Genomic DNA, 15,053 nt, shown 5'->3' on the forward strand with positions numbered 1-15,053 from the left:
TGGCCCTGACTGCAACAGAGCGGTAAAATACGCGCGATAAAATAACAATAAACATGATTTCGCAGAGTATTTATGAGTAAAGTTTTGATCAGCGCCTGCCTGCTCGGGGCCAAGGTGCGCTATGACGGCCGCGACAATCTGCTCGACCACCCGGTCATCAAACGCTGGCAGCAGCAGGGAAAACTGGTGACCGTCTGCCCTGAAACCCTTGGCGGTCTGCCCACTCCCCGGCCTCCGGCTGAAACCCAGACCCGCTTTCCCATCCTGATTACAACCAGCACCGGGGACGATGTCACCCCCGAGTTCCTCAACGGGGCCGAGAAAACCCTTGAGCTGGCACACAAATATGACTGCTGCTGCGCCTTGATGAAAGCCCGCAGTCCGTCCTGCGGCAACCAGGAAATTTACGATGGCAGCTTCACGGGCACGCTCACAAACGCCCCCGGTGTGGCGGCCGATGAGCTGATTCGCAACGGCTTGCCGGTGTTTAACGAACACCAGCTTGACGCACTTATCCAGTTTGTCGAACAACACTGTCAGGCAGCCTGACACCGGAACACTTGTTAGCCTGCGTCCGGCCCCCTAAAATGGGGGCCATTTTCATTCTGAAACGGACTGCATATCGATGCGAGCTAGCCAATACCTGATTGCAACCCTGAAAGAGACTCCCTCTGACGCCGAGGTGATCAGCCACCAGCTGATGCTGCGCGCCGGGCTGATTCGCAAGGTCGCCTCTGGCCTTTACAGCTGGCTGCCGCTGGGCCTGCGTACCCTGCGCAAGGTGGAACGCATTGTGCGTGAAGAGATGGATGCTGCCGGTGCTCAGGAAGTGCTGATGCCCGCCATTCAGCCCGCCGAGTTGTGGCAGGAATCAGGCCGCTGGGAGCAGTATGGTCCCGAGCTGCTGCGTCTGCGTGACCGTCATGACCGCGAGTTCTGTGTCGGCCCGACACACGAAGAGGTAATTACCGACCTGATTCGCCGCGAAATCAAGAGCTACAAACAGCTGCCGGCCAACTTCTATCAGATCCAGACCAAATTCCGTGATGAAATCCGCCCTCGCTTCGGTGTTATGCGCTCGCGTGAGTTCATCATGAAGGACGCGTATTCCTTCCATTCCAGCGCCGAGTCACTGCAGGCGACCTATGAGCGCATGCATCAGGCCTACACCAACATCTTTACTCGTCTGGGCCTGGACTTCCGCCCTGTGCTGGCCGACAACGGTTCCATCGGCGGCAACTCTTCACATGAGTTCCACGTTCTTGCACAGTCAGGCGAAGACGACATCGCCTTCTCCGACAGCAGTGATTATGCCGCCAACATCGAGATGGCTGAAGCACTGGCACTGGGCGAACGTCAGACCCCGGCGCAAGAGATGCAGCTGGTCGACACACCCAACGCCAAAACCATTGCCCAGCTGGTGGAACAGTTCAATCTGCCGATTGAGAAAACGGTCAAGACACTGATCGTAGCGGCAAGCGATGAGATCGATGCCGACTTTGTCGCGCTGCTGGTACGAGGCGATCACGAGCTGAACGAAGTGAAAGCCGAGAAACTGCACGGCGTTGAAGCCCCCCTGCGTTTCGCCACAGATGACGAGATACGTGGCGTCATTGGCGCCGGGCCCGGCTCACTTGGCCCGATCAATCTGCCGATCCCCTGCATCATCGACCGCAGCGTCGAGACCCTGTCTGACTTTGGTGCCGGTGCCAACGTTGATGACAAGCACTATTTCGGCATCAACTGGGAACGTGACCTGCCCACCCCGCAGGTGGCTGACATCCGCAACGTGGTCGAAGGTGACCCCAGTCCCTGTGGCCAGGGCCGCATCCAGATCCGGCGCGGTATCGAAGTGGGCCACATCTTCCAGCTGGGTCGCAAGTATTCTGAAGCGATGAGCGCGACCGTACTGGATGAAAACGGCAAGGCCACGGTGATGGACATGGGCTGCTACGGCATCGGTGTAACCCGTGTGGTTGCCGCCGCCATCGAACAGAACCATGATGACAACGGCATTATCTGGCCAGAGGCCTTGGCGCCGTTCAGCGTCGCATTGGTTCCGTTAAACTATGACAAATCCGAAGAGGTGCGTGCCAAGTCGGACGAACTCTACGATGCCCTGCGCAAGGCGGGGGTTGAGGTTCTGCTGGATGACCGTAAAGAGCGCCCCGGGGTGAAATTTGCCGACATGGAACTGATGGGCTTGCCGCACCGCCTCGTCATTTCAGATCGCGGCCTGAAAAACGGAACGCTTGAGTACAAGGGTCGCCGTGACGCCGAATCGCAGGATATTGCCGCCGAAACCGCACTGGAATTCCTGCTCGGCCAGATGAGCTGAGCATTTCCAGCGCAATAAAAAAGGCGGAGCGTTCATGGCGCTCCGCCTTTTTTATGTATACAGCAACCGGTCGGTCTAGTGACGCGCCACACGCACCGCCTGTGCCAGCTCGGAGGTAAGCTTCAGCACCGCCGCTGTGCCGGCTTCCGGCGTTTCGGCCTGCGCGATGCAGTCAACCAGTGCCGACCCCACCACTACGCCATCAGCAAAGCCCGCAATCCGCGCAGCCTGCTCAGGGGTACGGATACCGAAGCCCACGGCTACCGGAATTTCGGTGTGTGCCTTGATCGCGTCAACTTCCTTCTGCACCTTATCCGGGGTGGGTGCCGCTGCACCGGTCACGCCGGTACTGGAAACGTAGTACAGGAAGCCGGAGGTATTGTTCAGCACACCCGGCAGCCGCTTGGCATCGGTGGTTGGCGTTGCCAGACGAATGAAATGGATACCCACTTCACGCGCAGGCAGACAAAGCTCGTCGTCATGCTCCGGCGGCAGATCGACCACGATCAGTCCATCCACACCGGCTTCAGCCGCCTCCTGCAGGAATTTTTCCACACCGTAGCGGTAGACCGGGTTGTAGTAGCCCATCAGCACCACCGGCGTATCCTGATCCTGCTTGCGCAGTTCGCGGACCATCTGCAGCGTCTTGACCATATTCTGGCCGTTGGACAGTGCTCGCTGACTGCCCAGCTGAATGGCGGCACCATCGGCCATCGGGTCCGTGAACGGCATCCCCAGCTCGATCACATCAGCGCCAGCATGTGGCAGCCCCAGCAACGTTTTGAGGCTGTTGTCATAGTCCGGGTCACCACCGGTAACAAAGGTGACCAGTGCAGCACGGTTTTCCTGTTTCAGCGCGGCAAAGCGGCGCTCCATGCGACTGGCGGTATTGCTTGCTGTCATTCTGTACCCCTTACTGCGCCAGCTCGGCTGCCAGATGTTCGGTTACGGTTGCCATGTCCTTGTCACCACGGCCACTGAGATTGATAACGATGATATGGTCCTTCGGCAGCGTTGGTGCCAGTTTGGTGACATAGGCGATGGCATGGGATGACTCCAGCGCCGGGATGATGCCCTCGTACTTGCACAGTGCCTTGAACCCTTCCAGCGCTTCCTGGTCGGTAATCGCCACATATTCAACCCGCTTGATGTCATGCAACCAGGCGTGCTCGGGACCGATGCCCGGGTAATCCAGACCGGCCGAGATTGAGTGTGCATCCTGAATCTGACCGTCTTCGGACTGCAGCAGGAAAGTACGGTTGCCGTGCAACACACCCGGCTCACCGCCCTTCAGGCTGGCCGCATGACGCTTGTCCAGCCCTTCACCACCAGCTTCCACGCCAATCATCTTGACCGACTTGTCATCCAGGAATGGGTGAAACAGTCCCATGGCGTTGGAGCCGCCACCGATACAGGCGATCAGGATATCCGGCAGGCGCCCTTCCTTTTCCATGACCTGACGCCGGGTTTCTTCACCGATGACAGCCTGGAAGTCACGCACCATGGCAGGGTAAGGGTGCGGGCCGGCCACGGTGCCGATGATGTAAAAGGTGCTATCGACATTGGTGACCCAGTCACGCAGCGCCTCGTTCATGGCATCCTTCAGCGTGCCGGTACCACTGGTCACCGGGATCACCTTGGCACCCAGCAACTTCATGCGCTGCACGTTGGGCTGCTGACGATGAATGTCGGTGCTGCCCATATAGATCACACATTCCATACCGAAACGTGCCGCGACGGTTGCGGTGGCCACACCATGCATGCCGGCACCGGTCTCGGCGATGATGCGCTTCTTGCCCATGCGGCGGGCGAGCAGAATCTGCCCCAGGCAGTTGTTGATCTTGTGCGCACCGGTATGGTTCAGGTCTTCACGCTTGAGGTAGATCTTGGCGCCACCCAGCGCTTCGGTCAGGCGCTCGGCCAGGTAGAGCGGGCTTTCGCGACCGACATAATCCTTCTGAAGATTCTCCAGCTCGGCATGGAAAGCCGGATCCTGCTTGGCACGTTCATACTCCGCCTGCAATTCGAGTATCAGCGGCATCAGGGTTTCGGCTACAAAACGACCACCGAAACGGCCAAAAAAACCGCTGGCGTCGGGACCCTGTCTGAGAGTGTTGTCTGTGCTCATGTGTGTTACTCCGAAAAGCCTGGATTTGACGGCAAGTCTAGTACATGCAATGACGATTAAAAAACGATAAGATCACACATATTTGTGAGAAAAAGTAACAGATTAAATGACACGAGCCCTGCATTCCCTGCCTTCGCTCAACGCCTTGCGTGCCTTCGATGCGGCTGCGCGCGAGTTGAGCATCACACGCGCCGCTGAGTGCCTGCACGTCACCCATGGTGCGGTCAGCCGTCAAATCCGGCAACTTGAAGAGCAACTCGGTGTACAGCTGTTTCGGCGTGTTGGCCGCGGCATTGAACTGACCGACAGCGGACGCCGCCTCTACCGTACAACACAGGAGTCATTTTCACAGCTTGAACGCACCTGCAACGCCCTGCAACGCGAGGCGGCCGGCGCTCCACTGGTACTCAGCTGCAGCGGGAGTTTTCTCGCCCGCTGGTTCATCCCACGCCTTGATCAGCTGAAACAGGATTGCCCTGAGCTTGAGCTGCACCTGACCGCCAGTGAAGAAGAGCAGGCCATGAGGCCCGGGGTGGATGCCGCACTGAGATTCGCCAGCCCGCCCTGGCCGTCCGATCAGTTGGTGATTGATCTGGCTCCGGAGCGGATCGGCCCGGTGATGCACCCCAAACTGGTACCACCGGTCCCGGAGCCGGACCCGGCCGCCCTGCTGCAGCTGCCGCTGTTGCAAACCCTGTCGCGCCCACAGGCGTGGCCGCTCTGGTGCAGTGCGCAGAATCTGGCCATAACTGAGTTGACCATAGGACAGTCATTCGAGCATCTCAATTACATGCTGGAAGCGGCACTGGTGGGGCTGGGCGTTGCGATTGCGCCGGAATATCTGGTGGAAGAGGATCTGCGTACCGGCCGGCTGGCAGCCCCATGGGGGTTTCTTGAGACCGATGCCAGGCTCAGTCTGTGGCTACCGGGCGAGACCGCATCGCCACGGGCTCTCCAGCTGGCACAATGGCTCAAGACAGCGCTCAGTCGATAATGTCAAACCCCTGCAGGCTGTCATCGAAAGGCTGATCATCAGAGCTGACATCCGCCACGTTGGCCAATTCTGGCCCTGTACTGAGCCAGGCCTCTACATGGCGTACAGCCTTCTCTTCACCACACAACAGCGCTTCGACACATCCGTCCGGCAAATTGCGGACCCAACCGGTCAGACCGTTTGCCTCCGCCTGTTCGCGGGTAAAATGACGAAACCAGACACCCTGTACCCGGCCGGTTACCCGGGCATGCACACAGATTTTTGCCATTGTTACTCCTGTGCTTCCACTTTGTGTTGCGTATCATCGTCACGGAACAGTGACTGCAGGCTAAGATTAAGGGCTTCGCCTCGCTGCGCCTGCAACTGACGCAATCTTACCTGAAGTTCTCGCTGCCAGTGCTCATCCTCTTCAGGTAACGGGTCCGGCAGTGGCCAGGGCAGCTCCTGCTGCAACTGCAACAGGGTATAGCTGCTCAGGTCACGACTGAGCAGATACTGCCCACCTTCTGTACGCCGAATCAGTCCAGCACCACTGAGCAGCTGTACATAGTCATCCCAGCGCCCCTGATCAAGCCCGGGAATCTCTTTCAGCAACACCCGGTCAGGTACGGGCTCTCCCTCCTGCTGTGCCCGCCAGAGGCGCTGCAGCACTGCCAAAACAGTATACAGGTGAGGTTCATTTGTTCGGTACTTGCTGACCTGACTCACCGTCAGCAAGCGTGTCAACTCAGCCCCCAGCAGAATGATTCCCCAACTGATATAGATCCAGACCAGAAACAGGGGCACTGCCGCAAAGGCGCCATAAATAAGCTGGTAGGACGGCGACAGCGTGACAAACTGAACAAAACCACGCTTGGCGATTTCAAACAGGATCGCTGCGAAAAGACCACCAATAGCGGCATTTCGCAGCGGCACCCGGCAGTTTGGCACCGCGGCATACAGAAGCATAAAGGCCAGCGCCGAAAAGAACGGCGGCAACACTGACAACAGTCGGGCACGCCCCACCATTTCGGTGGCACTGGTGATGAACGACAGGCTGGCAATATACGAAGTCAGCAGCAACCCCAGACCAATCAGGATGGGTCCAAGGCTCAGCACGGCCCAGTAGAGCAGAAAACTGGACAGCCCCTTGCGTGGCTCAGCCACACGCCAGATTCGATTGAAGGCCGCCTCGATGTTTTTCATCATCATGATCGAGGTGATGACCAGGAACACGATACCGATTACCGTCAGGCTTTGTGCCTGAGAGGCAAATGTACCCAGATAGTCCCGAACCACCTCACCGGTAGCAGGCACAAAGTTCTGGAATATCCAGACTTGCACCTGCTCACCCACACCCTTGAAGTTTGGCACTGCGGCCAGCATCGAGTAGGACACCGTCATCAAGGGCACAACGGCAAACAGCGTGGTATAGGTCAGTGCCGCCGCATTCAGTATGCCCTGATTGGCCTGAAACTGACGCGCCAGTGAACGAATAAACACCATTACGGCCGGCAGGGATCCCTTCTGCATACACTCTCTCTTAACTAAACAAGGTTCTGCCCTATACAATAGGGCCCCAGAGACTGTATTGAAAGCCCGAAACGGAGCCCTTATGTCGATTAGCATCTATCACAATCCACGCTGTTCCAAGTCACGCCAGACCCTTCAACTCCTGCAGGAACAGGGTATCGAGCCTGAGGTGCGCGAATATTTGAAGGATGTCCCAACGGCTGACGAATTGAAGCAAGTGCTGGCAGCATTGAACATAAGCCCGCGCGAGCTGCTGCGCGTAAAAGAAGTCGAGTACAAGGAAGCCGGTCTGGACAACCCGGAGCTGGATGATGCCGCCATTATCAAGGCGATGACCCAGTATCCCAAGCTGATTGAGCGCCCGATCGTCATCAACGGCGATCGCGCCCGCATCGGTCGCCCGCCGGAAGCGGTACTGGAGATTATCGCGTGAGCCAGCCCTATGTACTGGTGCTGTACTACAGCCGTACCGGTGCCACCCGCGCACTGGCGCACCAGATTGCGCGCGGGGTCGAGGCCGAGGGGTTAGAGGCACGGCTTCGCACCGTCCCTCCGGTATCGGCGGTGTGCGAAGCGGTCCAGCCTGAAGTACCCGACAGTGGTGACATCTACTGTACCGAGTCCGACCTGGCCCAGTGCACCGGTCTGGCACTTGGCAGCCCTACCCGCTTTGGCAATATGGCAGCCCCGCTGAAATACTTTATCGACTCCACCAGCAGCCTCTGGCTGTCTGGCGCTCTGATCGACAAGCCCGCCTGTGTGTTCAGCTCCAGCGCCAGCCTTCACGGCGGCCAGGAAACCACCCTTCTGAGCATGATGCTGCCCCTGCTGCATCATGGCATGGTGCTGGCGGGACTGCCCTACAGTGCAACCGAACTGCTGGAAACTCAGACCGGCGGCACACCCTACGGGGCAACCCACGTCAGTGGTCAGGGCGACCGCTCTGAACTGGATGAACATGAAAAAGCGCTGGCGATCAAGCAGGGCCGACGCCTGGCTCAGCTGGCCCTCAAACTGCATCGGGAGATCTGATGAGCACTCTGGAACTTAAAACCCGCATCAGTCGCACCCTGGTTCTCTTGAGCTACTCTGGCCTGCTGCTGCTGTTTACTCTCTGGTACCTCTGGCTATCACCTTCACAGGGTGACAATCCCTGGGTGATCTGGCTGGTACACGTCCTGCCGCTTGCAGCCTTTGCTCCGGTTGTCATCACCGGCAAGCCACGCGGTCATGCCTGGCTCTGCTTTGTGCTGCTGCTTTACTTCCTTGAAGCCGTGATTGCCGCACTGGTGCCACCCACGCGCTGGCTCGGCATCATCGACTGCGTACTGCTGGTGACACTGTTTAACGCTGCCATGCTGTATGCGCGCTGGCGCAGTCAGCTTGACCGCTTTCAGGCAGCCGAGGCAACGGCTTGAGCAACTCCAGCCATTCCGACCCTGTGCGCTGGCGGCGGGATTTCCCGTTGCTGTCGCAGCGAGTGCATGGCCAGCCACTGATCTACCTCGATAATGCGGCCACGACCCAAAAGCCTCGTGTCGTCATCGATGCCATCAGTCGCTTTTACAAGACGGCCAACGCCAATGTACATCGCGGCAGTCATGCGCTGTCGGCGCAGGCCACAACCGCATTTGAAGATGCCCGCAGCACGCTGGCACACTGGCTGGGTGTCAGCGATCCCGCCTGCCTGATCTGGACCCGCGGCACCACTGAAGCGATCAACCTGGTCGCGCAGAGCTGGGGCCGTAGCCGGCTGCGTGCAGGTGATCTGATCCTGCTGATGCAGAGCGCCCATCACGCCAATATCGTACCCTGGCAGATGCTGGCTGAAGCGGCGGGTGCCCGTATCGAGGTGATTCCACTGCAGCCCGACGGTGATCTCGATCTTGACGCCTACCGGCTGTTGCTGCAGAAACAGCCCAAACTGATCGCCCTGAGTCATGTTTCCAACGCACTGGGCACCCGCTATCCGATTGAGCAGCTGTGTCGTCTGGGCCGAGAGGCCGGCGCAACCACACTGGTGGACGGCGCTCAGGCGCTGCCCCATTTTGATGTCAACCTGAGCAGGCTCGGCTGTGATTTCTATGCGTTCTCGGGCCACAAGCTGTTTGGTCCCAGCGGCATCGGTGCACTCTGGGGGCGACGTGAGTTGCTCGAGGACATGCCACCCTGGCAAGGTGGCGGCGAAATGATTCATGAAGTAAGCTTCAGCGGAACAAGCTATGCCGACCTGCCGTTTTGCCTTGAAGCCGGTACGCCCAATATCGAGGGCGCCATAGGGCTGGCCGCCGCAATTGAATATCTGCAGCAGCAGGATCGTACGGCTATGGAACGGCATGAACAGACACTTCTACAGCACGCACGAGACTGCTGCTCGCAACTTAAAGGCTTCCGTGAGCTGCCTTTTGGCAGTGATCGAGTCAGTCTGCTGTCGTTTGAACTTGAAGGTTTCCACCAACAGGATGTGGCCCACTGGCTTGATCGTCACGGTATTGCCGTCCGTGCCGGTCACCACTGCGCCATGCCGCTGATGCAGTCGCTGGGACTGCCAGGCTCACTGCGCGCATCCTTTGCCTTTTACAACCGACTGGATGAAGCCGAACAGCTCGCCAGCTGCCTGGATCGGTTGATTCAGAGCCAGAACACCTCGGCCAATGTTGCATTTATCGAACAAAACAGCTCCCAAAAACGCTTGGAAGCGGTATACTCTGCAACAGACTGGAGCACGCGCTATCAGGCCCTGATGCAGCTCGGCCAGAGCCTTCCCGGCCTGCCCGATGCCTTCAAGCAGGACTGCTACCGTCTGCATGGCTGCGAATCGCGCGTATGGCTGGTACCGGCGCTGGATGACACCGGTCGTCTGGCCTGTCAGGCCGACGCCGATGCCCGCATACTGCGAGCCCTGCTGGCACTGCTGCTCAATCATATCAACGGTCTTACACCGGCCGAGCTGCTGAGTACCGACCTCGGCGCTGTTCTGGATCAACTGGATATCCGCCGCCACCTTAGCCCGTCCAAGGGTAACGGGGTAATGGCCATTATCCGGGCCATCGAGGCCTTTGCTCGCGACCCGCGCAGCTAGATCCGAACCCCTGTTTCTGTTCTGGAGTGTTTGATGAATCTGAATGACCTCAGCCTGTTTATCCGTGTTGTCGAGACCGGCAGTTTCACTGCAGCTGCCGAAAGCCTCAACGTACAGAAGTCCACCATCAGCCGCCGTATTGCGCAGCTGGAAGACACGCTGGGCATCAGGCTGATCCAGCGTACCACCCGCAAACTCAAACTCACTCCGGAAGGTGAAGAGCTGTTCAGTCGCGCTCAGCCACTGGTGGATGATCTTGAAGCGGTGCAGGATGATATCAGCGCGTCACGCACCGAGCTGCGTGGCCGCCTGCGTCTGACCATGCCCACCGAGATCGGCGTGTTCATGATGAACGAGGTGATCACCAGTTTCATGCAGACCTACCCAAGGCTGGAGGTCGATGTGGAGCTGAGCACGCGTACCGTGGACCTGATCGAGGAAGGGGTCGATTTGGCGCTGCGGCTGGGCCCCCTGCCCAACTCAAGCCTGATTGCGCGCCACATCGCAGGGCTGCACCGGGGTCTGTTCGCGACACCTGAATACCTTGAACAGCACGGTATGCCGAAAACACCGGACGACCTGGCACATCACCAGTGCATCAGCCTGCTGAAGCCCTTTGACCACCTGCGTTTCAGTAACTGGAACGACAGTGAGCCGGTCACCATGGGGGGCCGCCTGCGCACCAACAGCATGAGTTTCGTACGGGAAATGATTCTGCAGGGCATGGGGGTCGGGCGTCTGCCGGAAGTGTTCTGTGGCGAGCTGGTCAAGACAGGTCGCATTGTACGGGTTCTGGAGGAGTTCACCCTGGACCCGCTGGAAATCAATGCCCTCTATGCCAGCCGCCGCAACCTGAACCCCCGGGTACGCGCCTTTCTCGACCACATGTCAGAGCGTTTGCGTGATCACCCCTGGGTACAGAACCGACTGGTCCATCTGGACGGCTGACATACACAGCCCCGCACGGCGATGCCGGCGCGGGGCTGCTGTCTGCAAAACAGCACCGGACGGGATCAGCTCCAGCCGGTTACCACTTTAACCTCCAGGTATTCCTCCAGCCCCCAGGGGCCACCCTCGCGGCCATTCCCCGACTGCTTGTAGCCACCAAAGGGCGCACCACCACCGAGCGCCTCGCCGTTCATCTGTACCATGCCCGAACGCAGCTTGCGCGCCACCCGTCGGGCCGTGTCGGCGTCCTGCGTTTGCACATAGTGGGTCAAGCCGTAAGGGCTGTCATTGGCGATGCGCAGCGCCTCTTCCTCGCTGTCGAACGGGATGATCGACAGCACCGGGCCAAAGATCTCCTCACGGGCGATGGTCATCTCGTTGGTCACATCGGCAAATACGGTTGGGCGCACAAAGTAGCCCTCACTTATCCCGTCAGGCTTGCCGGTGCCTCCCGCCACCAGCCGTGCACCCTCATCGATACCCTGCTGAATCAGTCCCTGAATCTTGTCGAACTGGGCTTTGGAGACCACCGGTCCGATATGCTTGCCTTCCAGTGATGCCTGATTGACCTCGGTTTTGGCTGCCACCTCGATCGCAGTCTGTATGGCCTGTTCATAGAGGGGGCGCTCCACCAGCATCCGTGTCGGCGCATTACAGGACTGGCCGGAGTTCATGAAGCAGTGGCGAACGCCGCGCACCACCGCTTTCTCGTCCGCATCGGCAAAGACAATGTTGGCCCCCTTGCCACCCAGCTCCAGACTGACTCGCTTGACCGTGTCAGCCGCATTTTTGGAGATGGCGATACCGGCACGGGTAGAGCCGGTGAACGAGATCATATCGATATCGGGGTGACCGGACAGCTGGGTGCCTACACCTACACCATCGCCGTTCACCAGATTGAACACACCGGCCGGGAAGCCTGCTTCGTCGATCATCTCGGCAAACAGCATGGCCGAAAGCGGCGCAATCTCGGACGGCTTGAGCACCATGGTACAACCCGCTGCCAGTGCCGCTGCCACTTTCAGCGTGACCTGGTTCATCGGCCAGTTCCAGGGCGTAATCAGGCCACACACGCCGATCGGCTCACGCAGAATCTGGTTGCCCGGTGCATGCTCGCCCAACGGGGTTTCAAACTCATACTCGCGCAGCACACGAATGAAATTTTTCAGATGACCGGCACCCGCGCCCCACTGAGCACTCTGCGCCAGCGCAATGGGGGCACCCATCTCCAGCGAGATCGCCTCTGCCATCTCCTGAGAGCGTGCCTTATAGCGGCTGTACAGCTTTTCCAGCAGCGCCAGTCGCTCCTCTTTGGTGGTCTGACTCCAGCTTTCAAATGCGGTACGGGCCGCGGCGACAGCGGTATCGGTATCGACCTGACTGCCCAGGGAGATGATGGCACAGACGTTTTCAGTGGAGGGATCAATCACTTCAAGATCATTGGCCTGAGTCGGCGCCACCCACTGGCCGTTGATATAGAAATCGCGTTTTTCCAGCATGTTCTGTGTCTCTCTTGTTATCACGTGACTGATACTTAATCTGTTAAGGGTAGCGGCTCACGCACACAAAATCACGGTCTGGCCACTCAATCTCAACCGGCTTTTGCCATCTTGCGCCGAGCGGTGGGTGATCCTTTCCTGCGCGTGCTGCCGCTTCGTTTGCCTCGGCTTGCACCACCCTTTCGTCCAGCCGGTGCCTTGATGCCATTCATTGCCTGGGGCCGGATCTGCTCGATCAGCTGCGGCAACGCCTGCTCCAGCGGCTGCATGAACCCCTGATAGCTGAATGCCTTTCGGCTGATCGCATCCAGCTGCGATTCCCAGTGTGCGGTCATATCCGGGCGGCTCAGTTCATCCGGAAGTGCCGCGATCAGCGCCTTGCCCGCCTCGGTGGCGTGAATCTGCCTGCCCTGACGCTGCAGAAAACCACGTTTGAACAATAGCTCAATAATCCCGGCGCGGGTGGCTTCCGTACCCAGACCGTCCGTGTCACGCAACACCTTGCGCAGCTCGGCATCCTGCACAAAACGAGCAATGCCGGTCATGGCTGCCAGCAGGCTGGCATCGGTGAACGCCTTGGGTGGCTGGGTCATCTTTTCCAGCAGCTCACCGCGCTCGCACTGCAGTTGCTCCCCCACTGTCAATGGCGGCAACTGGCCCTCATCCTCCTCCTGCGCTTCCTTGCCCATCAGCGCCTTCCAGCCCGGATCGATGATCTGGCGCACCTTGGCCACAAACAGGCCACCGGCAATCTCCACCTCAACACGCCGATCGGCATAACGACAGGGCGGGTAAAACTGTATCAGATACTGACGAGCGATCTGGCTGTACACCTGCAGCTCGGTGCGGCTCAAACGGCCCGGAGCCGCCTTGCTGGTGGGGATGATCGCATGGTGCGCCTCCACCTTTTTGTCGTTCCAGGCCTTGGACTTGAGGCTCAAATCGGCCTTCTGTACCGCACCCGCAAGCTCCGGCTGGGTACGCGCGACCGCCTGAGTGACGCGGGCCGCCTCGGAAAAATGTTCGGCAGGCAGGTAGCGACAATCGGAACGCGGATAGGTGATCAACTGGTGCTTTTCATACAGCGCCTGAGCCGTATCCAGCACCTGCTGGGCATTCAACCCGAAGCGCTTGGCGCAGTCGATCTGCAGCGATGACAGGTTATAGGGCAGCGGCACTGCCTGCTGGCCGGTCTTGCGCTCGTCTTTGGTAACCACACCCGGCTGGCCGCTGATCCGCTGCACCACGTTCTCGGCCAGCGGTTTCGACAACACCCGCCCCTCCTCGTCCTGAAAACGGGCACAGGCTTCGCTCGGCTGCCAGCGGGCGGTGAAGCGTTCGCCCCGCTCCGTGAGTAGATGGGCATCCACTTCGTAATAGGGCTTGGGCACAAAGGCGGCAATCTCGGCATCGCGCTGTACCACCAGCCCCAGAATCGGGGTCTGCACCCGTCCTACCGAAAGGACGCCATCATACCCCGCGTTGCGCCCCTTGATGGTCAGCGCCCGGGTCATGTTGATACCGAACAGCCAGTCGGCGCGGGAGTGTGCCAGTGCGGATACCGACAGGGGTACAAACTCCTGATTGGGCCTCAAGCGTGCGATTGCGCGCTTTACCGCCTCGGGGTTCAGGTCCGAAATCAGACAACGCTGCACCTGCGCCCGCTTGGTGGCCGACACCTTGAGAAAGTCGATCACCTCATCCACCAGCAGCTGGCCTTCTTCATTACTATTACAAGTACCAAATTGTGAAAAATTGTAATTGATTGATTCAATTGATATTTCCATAATTTCACACTTTTAGAGATTTTTCACAAATTTGCTGCTCATACCAGCCCAACGAGAACCCGTACCCATCGTCGTCTACATTCAAGACATCTTCAAAAAGTACCCGGCTTATTCTGCATTGCGGGATATTAAATGACCTTTTGTATCGTGCAACAGTCCAGCCTTCACTCTTCGCACTAAATAGAAGATGCTCAAAACATTCAATGACCGCGTTACGATAAACTCTTCCTTTATAATTGCCAACTCTTATACGTGCCAATATGATTTTAATACTTGACCAAAGAAGGCTGATCACTTGCCCTGTATTATAATACAAAAATGCTTCTTTTATAATGAGCTCAGTCTTTTTACCAGTATAAATATCTATATTATATTTATCAGAAGACAACTCCAAATATCGTAAACATTCATGCACCGAAATATCTACCAATATATTTAGTAAGGAGCCACTGTTATTTTTAAGATTGAATGAAGATATTTTATGACTAAGCAAAATAGCGTACTCGCTATAGCTTTCTACTTCATATGGTAATGAGATATTTACAGATCCAGCATATTGGAACAGCTCTGATTCATCATGACAAACAAGATCATAAATTGGTTTGTACTTAAGAATTTTATTTTCCAAAAAAAGATAATTAAGTAGTTTTTTATCCAATGACCTTGTGGGAGAGAACAAGCCATTTGGAGTAATTAGCAAACCTAAAAACAAGATAAGATTTTCATCCATGAGAGACTTAATAACGGAGTAAATCAGGATTGAGT

The 15,053-nt window shown here is 57.7% G+C and carries 15 protein-coding genes; 8 read left to right on the top strand and 7 right to left on the bottom strand.

Features of this window, described 5'->3' with window-relative positions:
- Positions 1–72: 72 nt before the first annotated feature.
- Positions 73–549, top strand: a complete 477-nt coding sequence (locus ABIE60_RS04815) for a 2-thiouracil desulfurase family protein (protein ID WP_354468181.1) — start codon at positions 73–75, stop codon at positions 547–549.
- A gap of 76 nt (positions 550–625) precedes the next feature.
- Positions 626–2,338: a proline--tRNA ligase gene (locus tag ABIE60_RS04820; RefSeq protein WP_354468183.1), complete on the top strand. Its 1,713-nt coding sequence runs from the start codon at positions 626–628 to the stop codon at positions 2,336–2,338.
- Positions 2,339–2,413: 75 nt separating this feature from the next.
- On the opposite strand, the gene trpA is transcribed toward ABIE60_RS04820, so the two are convergent.
- A complete protein-coding gene (gene trpA / locus ABIE60_RS04825; RefSeq protein WP_354468185.1) occupies positions 2,414–3,241 on the bottom strand; it encodes a tryptophan synthase subunit alpha in 828 nt (275 codons plus the stop codon).
- A gap of 10 nt (positions 3,242–3,251) precedes the next feature.
- Positions 3,252–4,466 (bottom strand): tryptophan synthase subunit beta, encoded by a 1,215-nt coding sequence (gene trpB / locus ABIE60_RS04830; RefSeq protein WP_354468186.1) that lies wholly within the window; start codon positions 4,464–4,466, stop codon positions 3,252–3,254.
- A gap of 106 nt (positions 4,467–4,572) precedes the next feature.
- On the opposite strand from trpB, the gene ABIE60_RS04835 reads away from it, so the two are divergent.
- Positions 4,573–5,460, top strand: a complete 888-nt coding sequence (locus ABIE60_RS04835) for a LysR family transcriptional regulator (protein WP_354468187.1) — start codon at positions 4,573–4,575, stop codon at positions 5,458–5,460.
- On the opposite strand, the gene ABIE60_RS04840 is transcribed toward ABIE60_RS04835, so the two are convergent.
- Entirely contained in the window at positions 5,450–5,728 is a 279-nt protein-coding gene (locus ABIE60_RS04840; protein ID WP_354468188.1) for an acylphosphatase, read from the bottom strand. The genes ABIE60_RS04835 and ABIE60_RS04840 overlap by 11 nt on opposite strands.
- 2 nt (positions 5,729–5,730) lie before the next feature.
- Complete coding sequence (locus tag ABIE60_RS04845; protein WP_354468190.1) at positions 5,731–6,972, bottom strand: YihY family inner membrane protein; 1,242 nt, start codon at positions 6,970–6,972, stop codon at positions 5,731–5,733.
- Positions 6,973–7,054: 82 nt separating this feature from the next.
- On the opposite strand from ABIE60_RS04845, the gene arsC reads away from it, so the two are divergent.
- The 5 genes from arsC to ABIE60_RS04870 are packed head-to-tail and all read left to right on the top strand — an operon-like array spanning position 7,055 to position 11,002.
- The gene (gene arsC, locus ABIE60_RS04850; protein ID WP_354468191.1) at positions 7,055–7,405 is read left to right on the top strand and encodes an arsenate reductase (glutaredoxin); all 351 of its coding nucleotides are present in this window, start codon (positions 7,055–7,057) and stop codon (positions 7,403–7,405) included.
- Positions 7,402–8,004, top strand: coding sequence for an NAD(P)H:quinone oxidoreductase (gene wrbA / locus ABIE60_RS04855; RefSeq protein ID WP_354468193.1), 603 nt, complete (start codon positions 7,402–7,404; stop codon positions 8,002–8,004). Before arsC ends, wrbA begins: the two co-directional genes overlap by 4 nt.
- Positions 8,004–8,390, top strand: a complete 387-nt coding sequence (locus tag ABIE60_RS04860) for a DUF2069 domain-containing protein (RefSeq protein ID WP_354468195.1) — start codon at positions 8,004–8,006, stop codon at positions 8,388–8,390. Before wrbA ends, ABIE60_RS04860 begins: the two co-directional genes overlap by 1 nt.
- Complete coding sequence (locus tag ABIE60_RS04865) at positions 8,387–10,054, top strand: SufS family cysteine desulfurase (RefSeq protein WP_354468196.1); 1,668 nt, start codon at positions 8,387–8,389, stop codon at positions 10,052–10,054. The genes ABIE60_RS04860 and ABIE60_RS04865 overlap by 4 nt, the downstream gene beginning before the upstream one ends.
- 33 nt (positions 10,055–10,087) lie before the next feature.
- Positions 10,088–11,002 carry a LysR family transcriptional regulator gene (locus tag ABIE60_RS04870; protein WP_354468197.1) on the top strand — a complete coding sequence of 305 codons (915 nt, stop codon included), beginning with the start codon at positions 10,088–10,090 and terminating at the stop codon, positions 11,000–11,002.
- Positions 11,003–11,067: 65 nt separating this feature from the next.
- On the opposite strand, the gene ABIE60_RS04875 is transcribed toward ABIE60_RS04870, so the two are convergent.
- From ABIE60_RS04875 to ABIE60_RS04885, 3 genes are all read right to left on the bottom strand, one after another.
- Positions 11,068–12,501, bottom strand: a complete 1,434-nt coding sequence (locus ABIE60_RS04875; RefSeq protein ID WP_354468198.1) for an aldehyde dehydrogenase family protein — start codon at positions 12,499–12,501, stop codon at positions 11,068–11,070.
- Positions 12,502–12,593: 92 nt separating this feature from the next.
- Positions 12,594–14,288 carry a DNA topoisomerase III gene (locus tag ABIE60_RS04880; RefSeq protein WP_354468200.1) on the bottom strand — a complete coding sequence of 565 codons (1,695 nt, stop codon included), beginning with the start codon at positions 14,286–14,288 and terminating at the stop codon, positions 12,594–12,596.
- A gap of 4 nt (positions 14,289–14,292) precedes the next feature.
- Positions 14,293–15,053: hypothetical protein (locus ABIE60_RS04885; RefSeq protein WP_354468202.1), on the bottom strand; the 761-nt coding region annotated here is incomplete at its 5' end.

The sequence above is a fragment of the Marinobacterium sp. MBR-109 genome, assembly GCF_040547565.1.
Classification (GTDB): Bacteria; Pseudomonadota; Gammaproteobacteria; order Pseudomonadales; family Balneatricaceae; genus Marinobacterium.

Coding starts and splice junctions, on each gene's coding strand:
- ABIE60_RS04880 (WP_354468200.1), bottom strand. CDS start 14,288: ATGGAAATATCAATTGAATCAATCAATTACAATTTTTCACAATTTGGT.
- trpA (WP_354468185.1), bottom strand. CDS start 3,241: ATGACAGCAAGCAATACCGCCAGTCGCATGGAGCGCCGCTTTGCCGCG.
- ABIE60_RS04815 (WP_354468181.1), top strand. CDS start 73: ATGAGTAAAGTTTTGATCAGCGCCTGCCTGCTCGGGGCCAAGGTGCGC.
- ABIE60_RS04820 (WP_354468183.1), top strand. CDS start 626: ATGCGAGCTAGCCAATACCTGATTGCAACCCTGAAAGAGACTCCCTCT.
- ABIE60_RS04835 (WP_354468187.1), top strand. CDS start 4,573: ATGACACGAGCCCTGCATTCCCTGCCTTCGCTCAACGCCTTGCGTGCC.
- trpB (WP_354468186.1), bottom strand. CDS start 4,466: ATGAGCACAGACAACACTCTCAGACAGGGTCCCGACGCCAGCGGTTTT.
- ABIE60_RS04870 (WP_354468197.1), top strand. CDS start 10,088: ATGAATCTGAATGACCTCAGCCTGTTTATCCGTGTTGTCGAGACCGGC.
- ABIE60_RS04840 (WP_354468188.1), bottom strand. CDS start 5,728: ATGGCAAAAATCTGTGTGCATGCCCGGGTAACCGGCCGGGTACAGGGT.
- ABIE60_RS04875 (WP_354468198.1), bottom strand. CDS start 12,501: ATGCTGGAAAAACGCGATTTCTATATCAACGGCCAGTGGGTGGCGCCG.
- ABIE60_RS04845 (WP_354468190.1), bottom strand. CDS start 6,972: ATGCAGAAGGGATCCCTGCCGGCCGTAATGGTGTTTATTCGTTCACTG.
- arsC (WP_354468191.1), top strand. CDS start 7,055: ATGTCGATTAGCATCTATCACAATCCACGCTGTTCCAAGTCACGCCAG.
- ABIE60_RS04860 (WP_354468195.1), top strand. CDS start 8,004: ATGAGCACTCTGGAACTTAAAACCCGCATCAGTCGCACCCTGGTTCTC.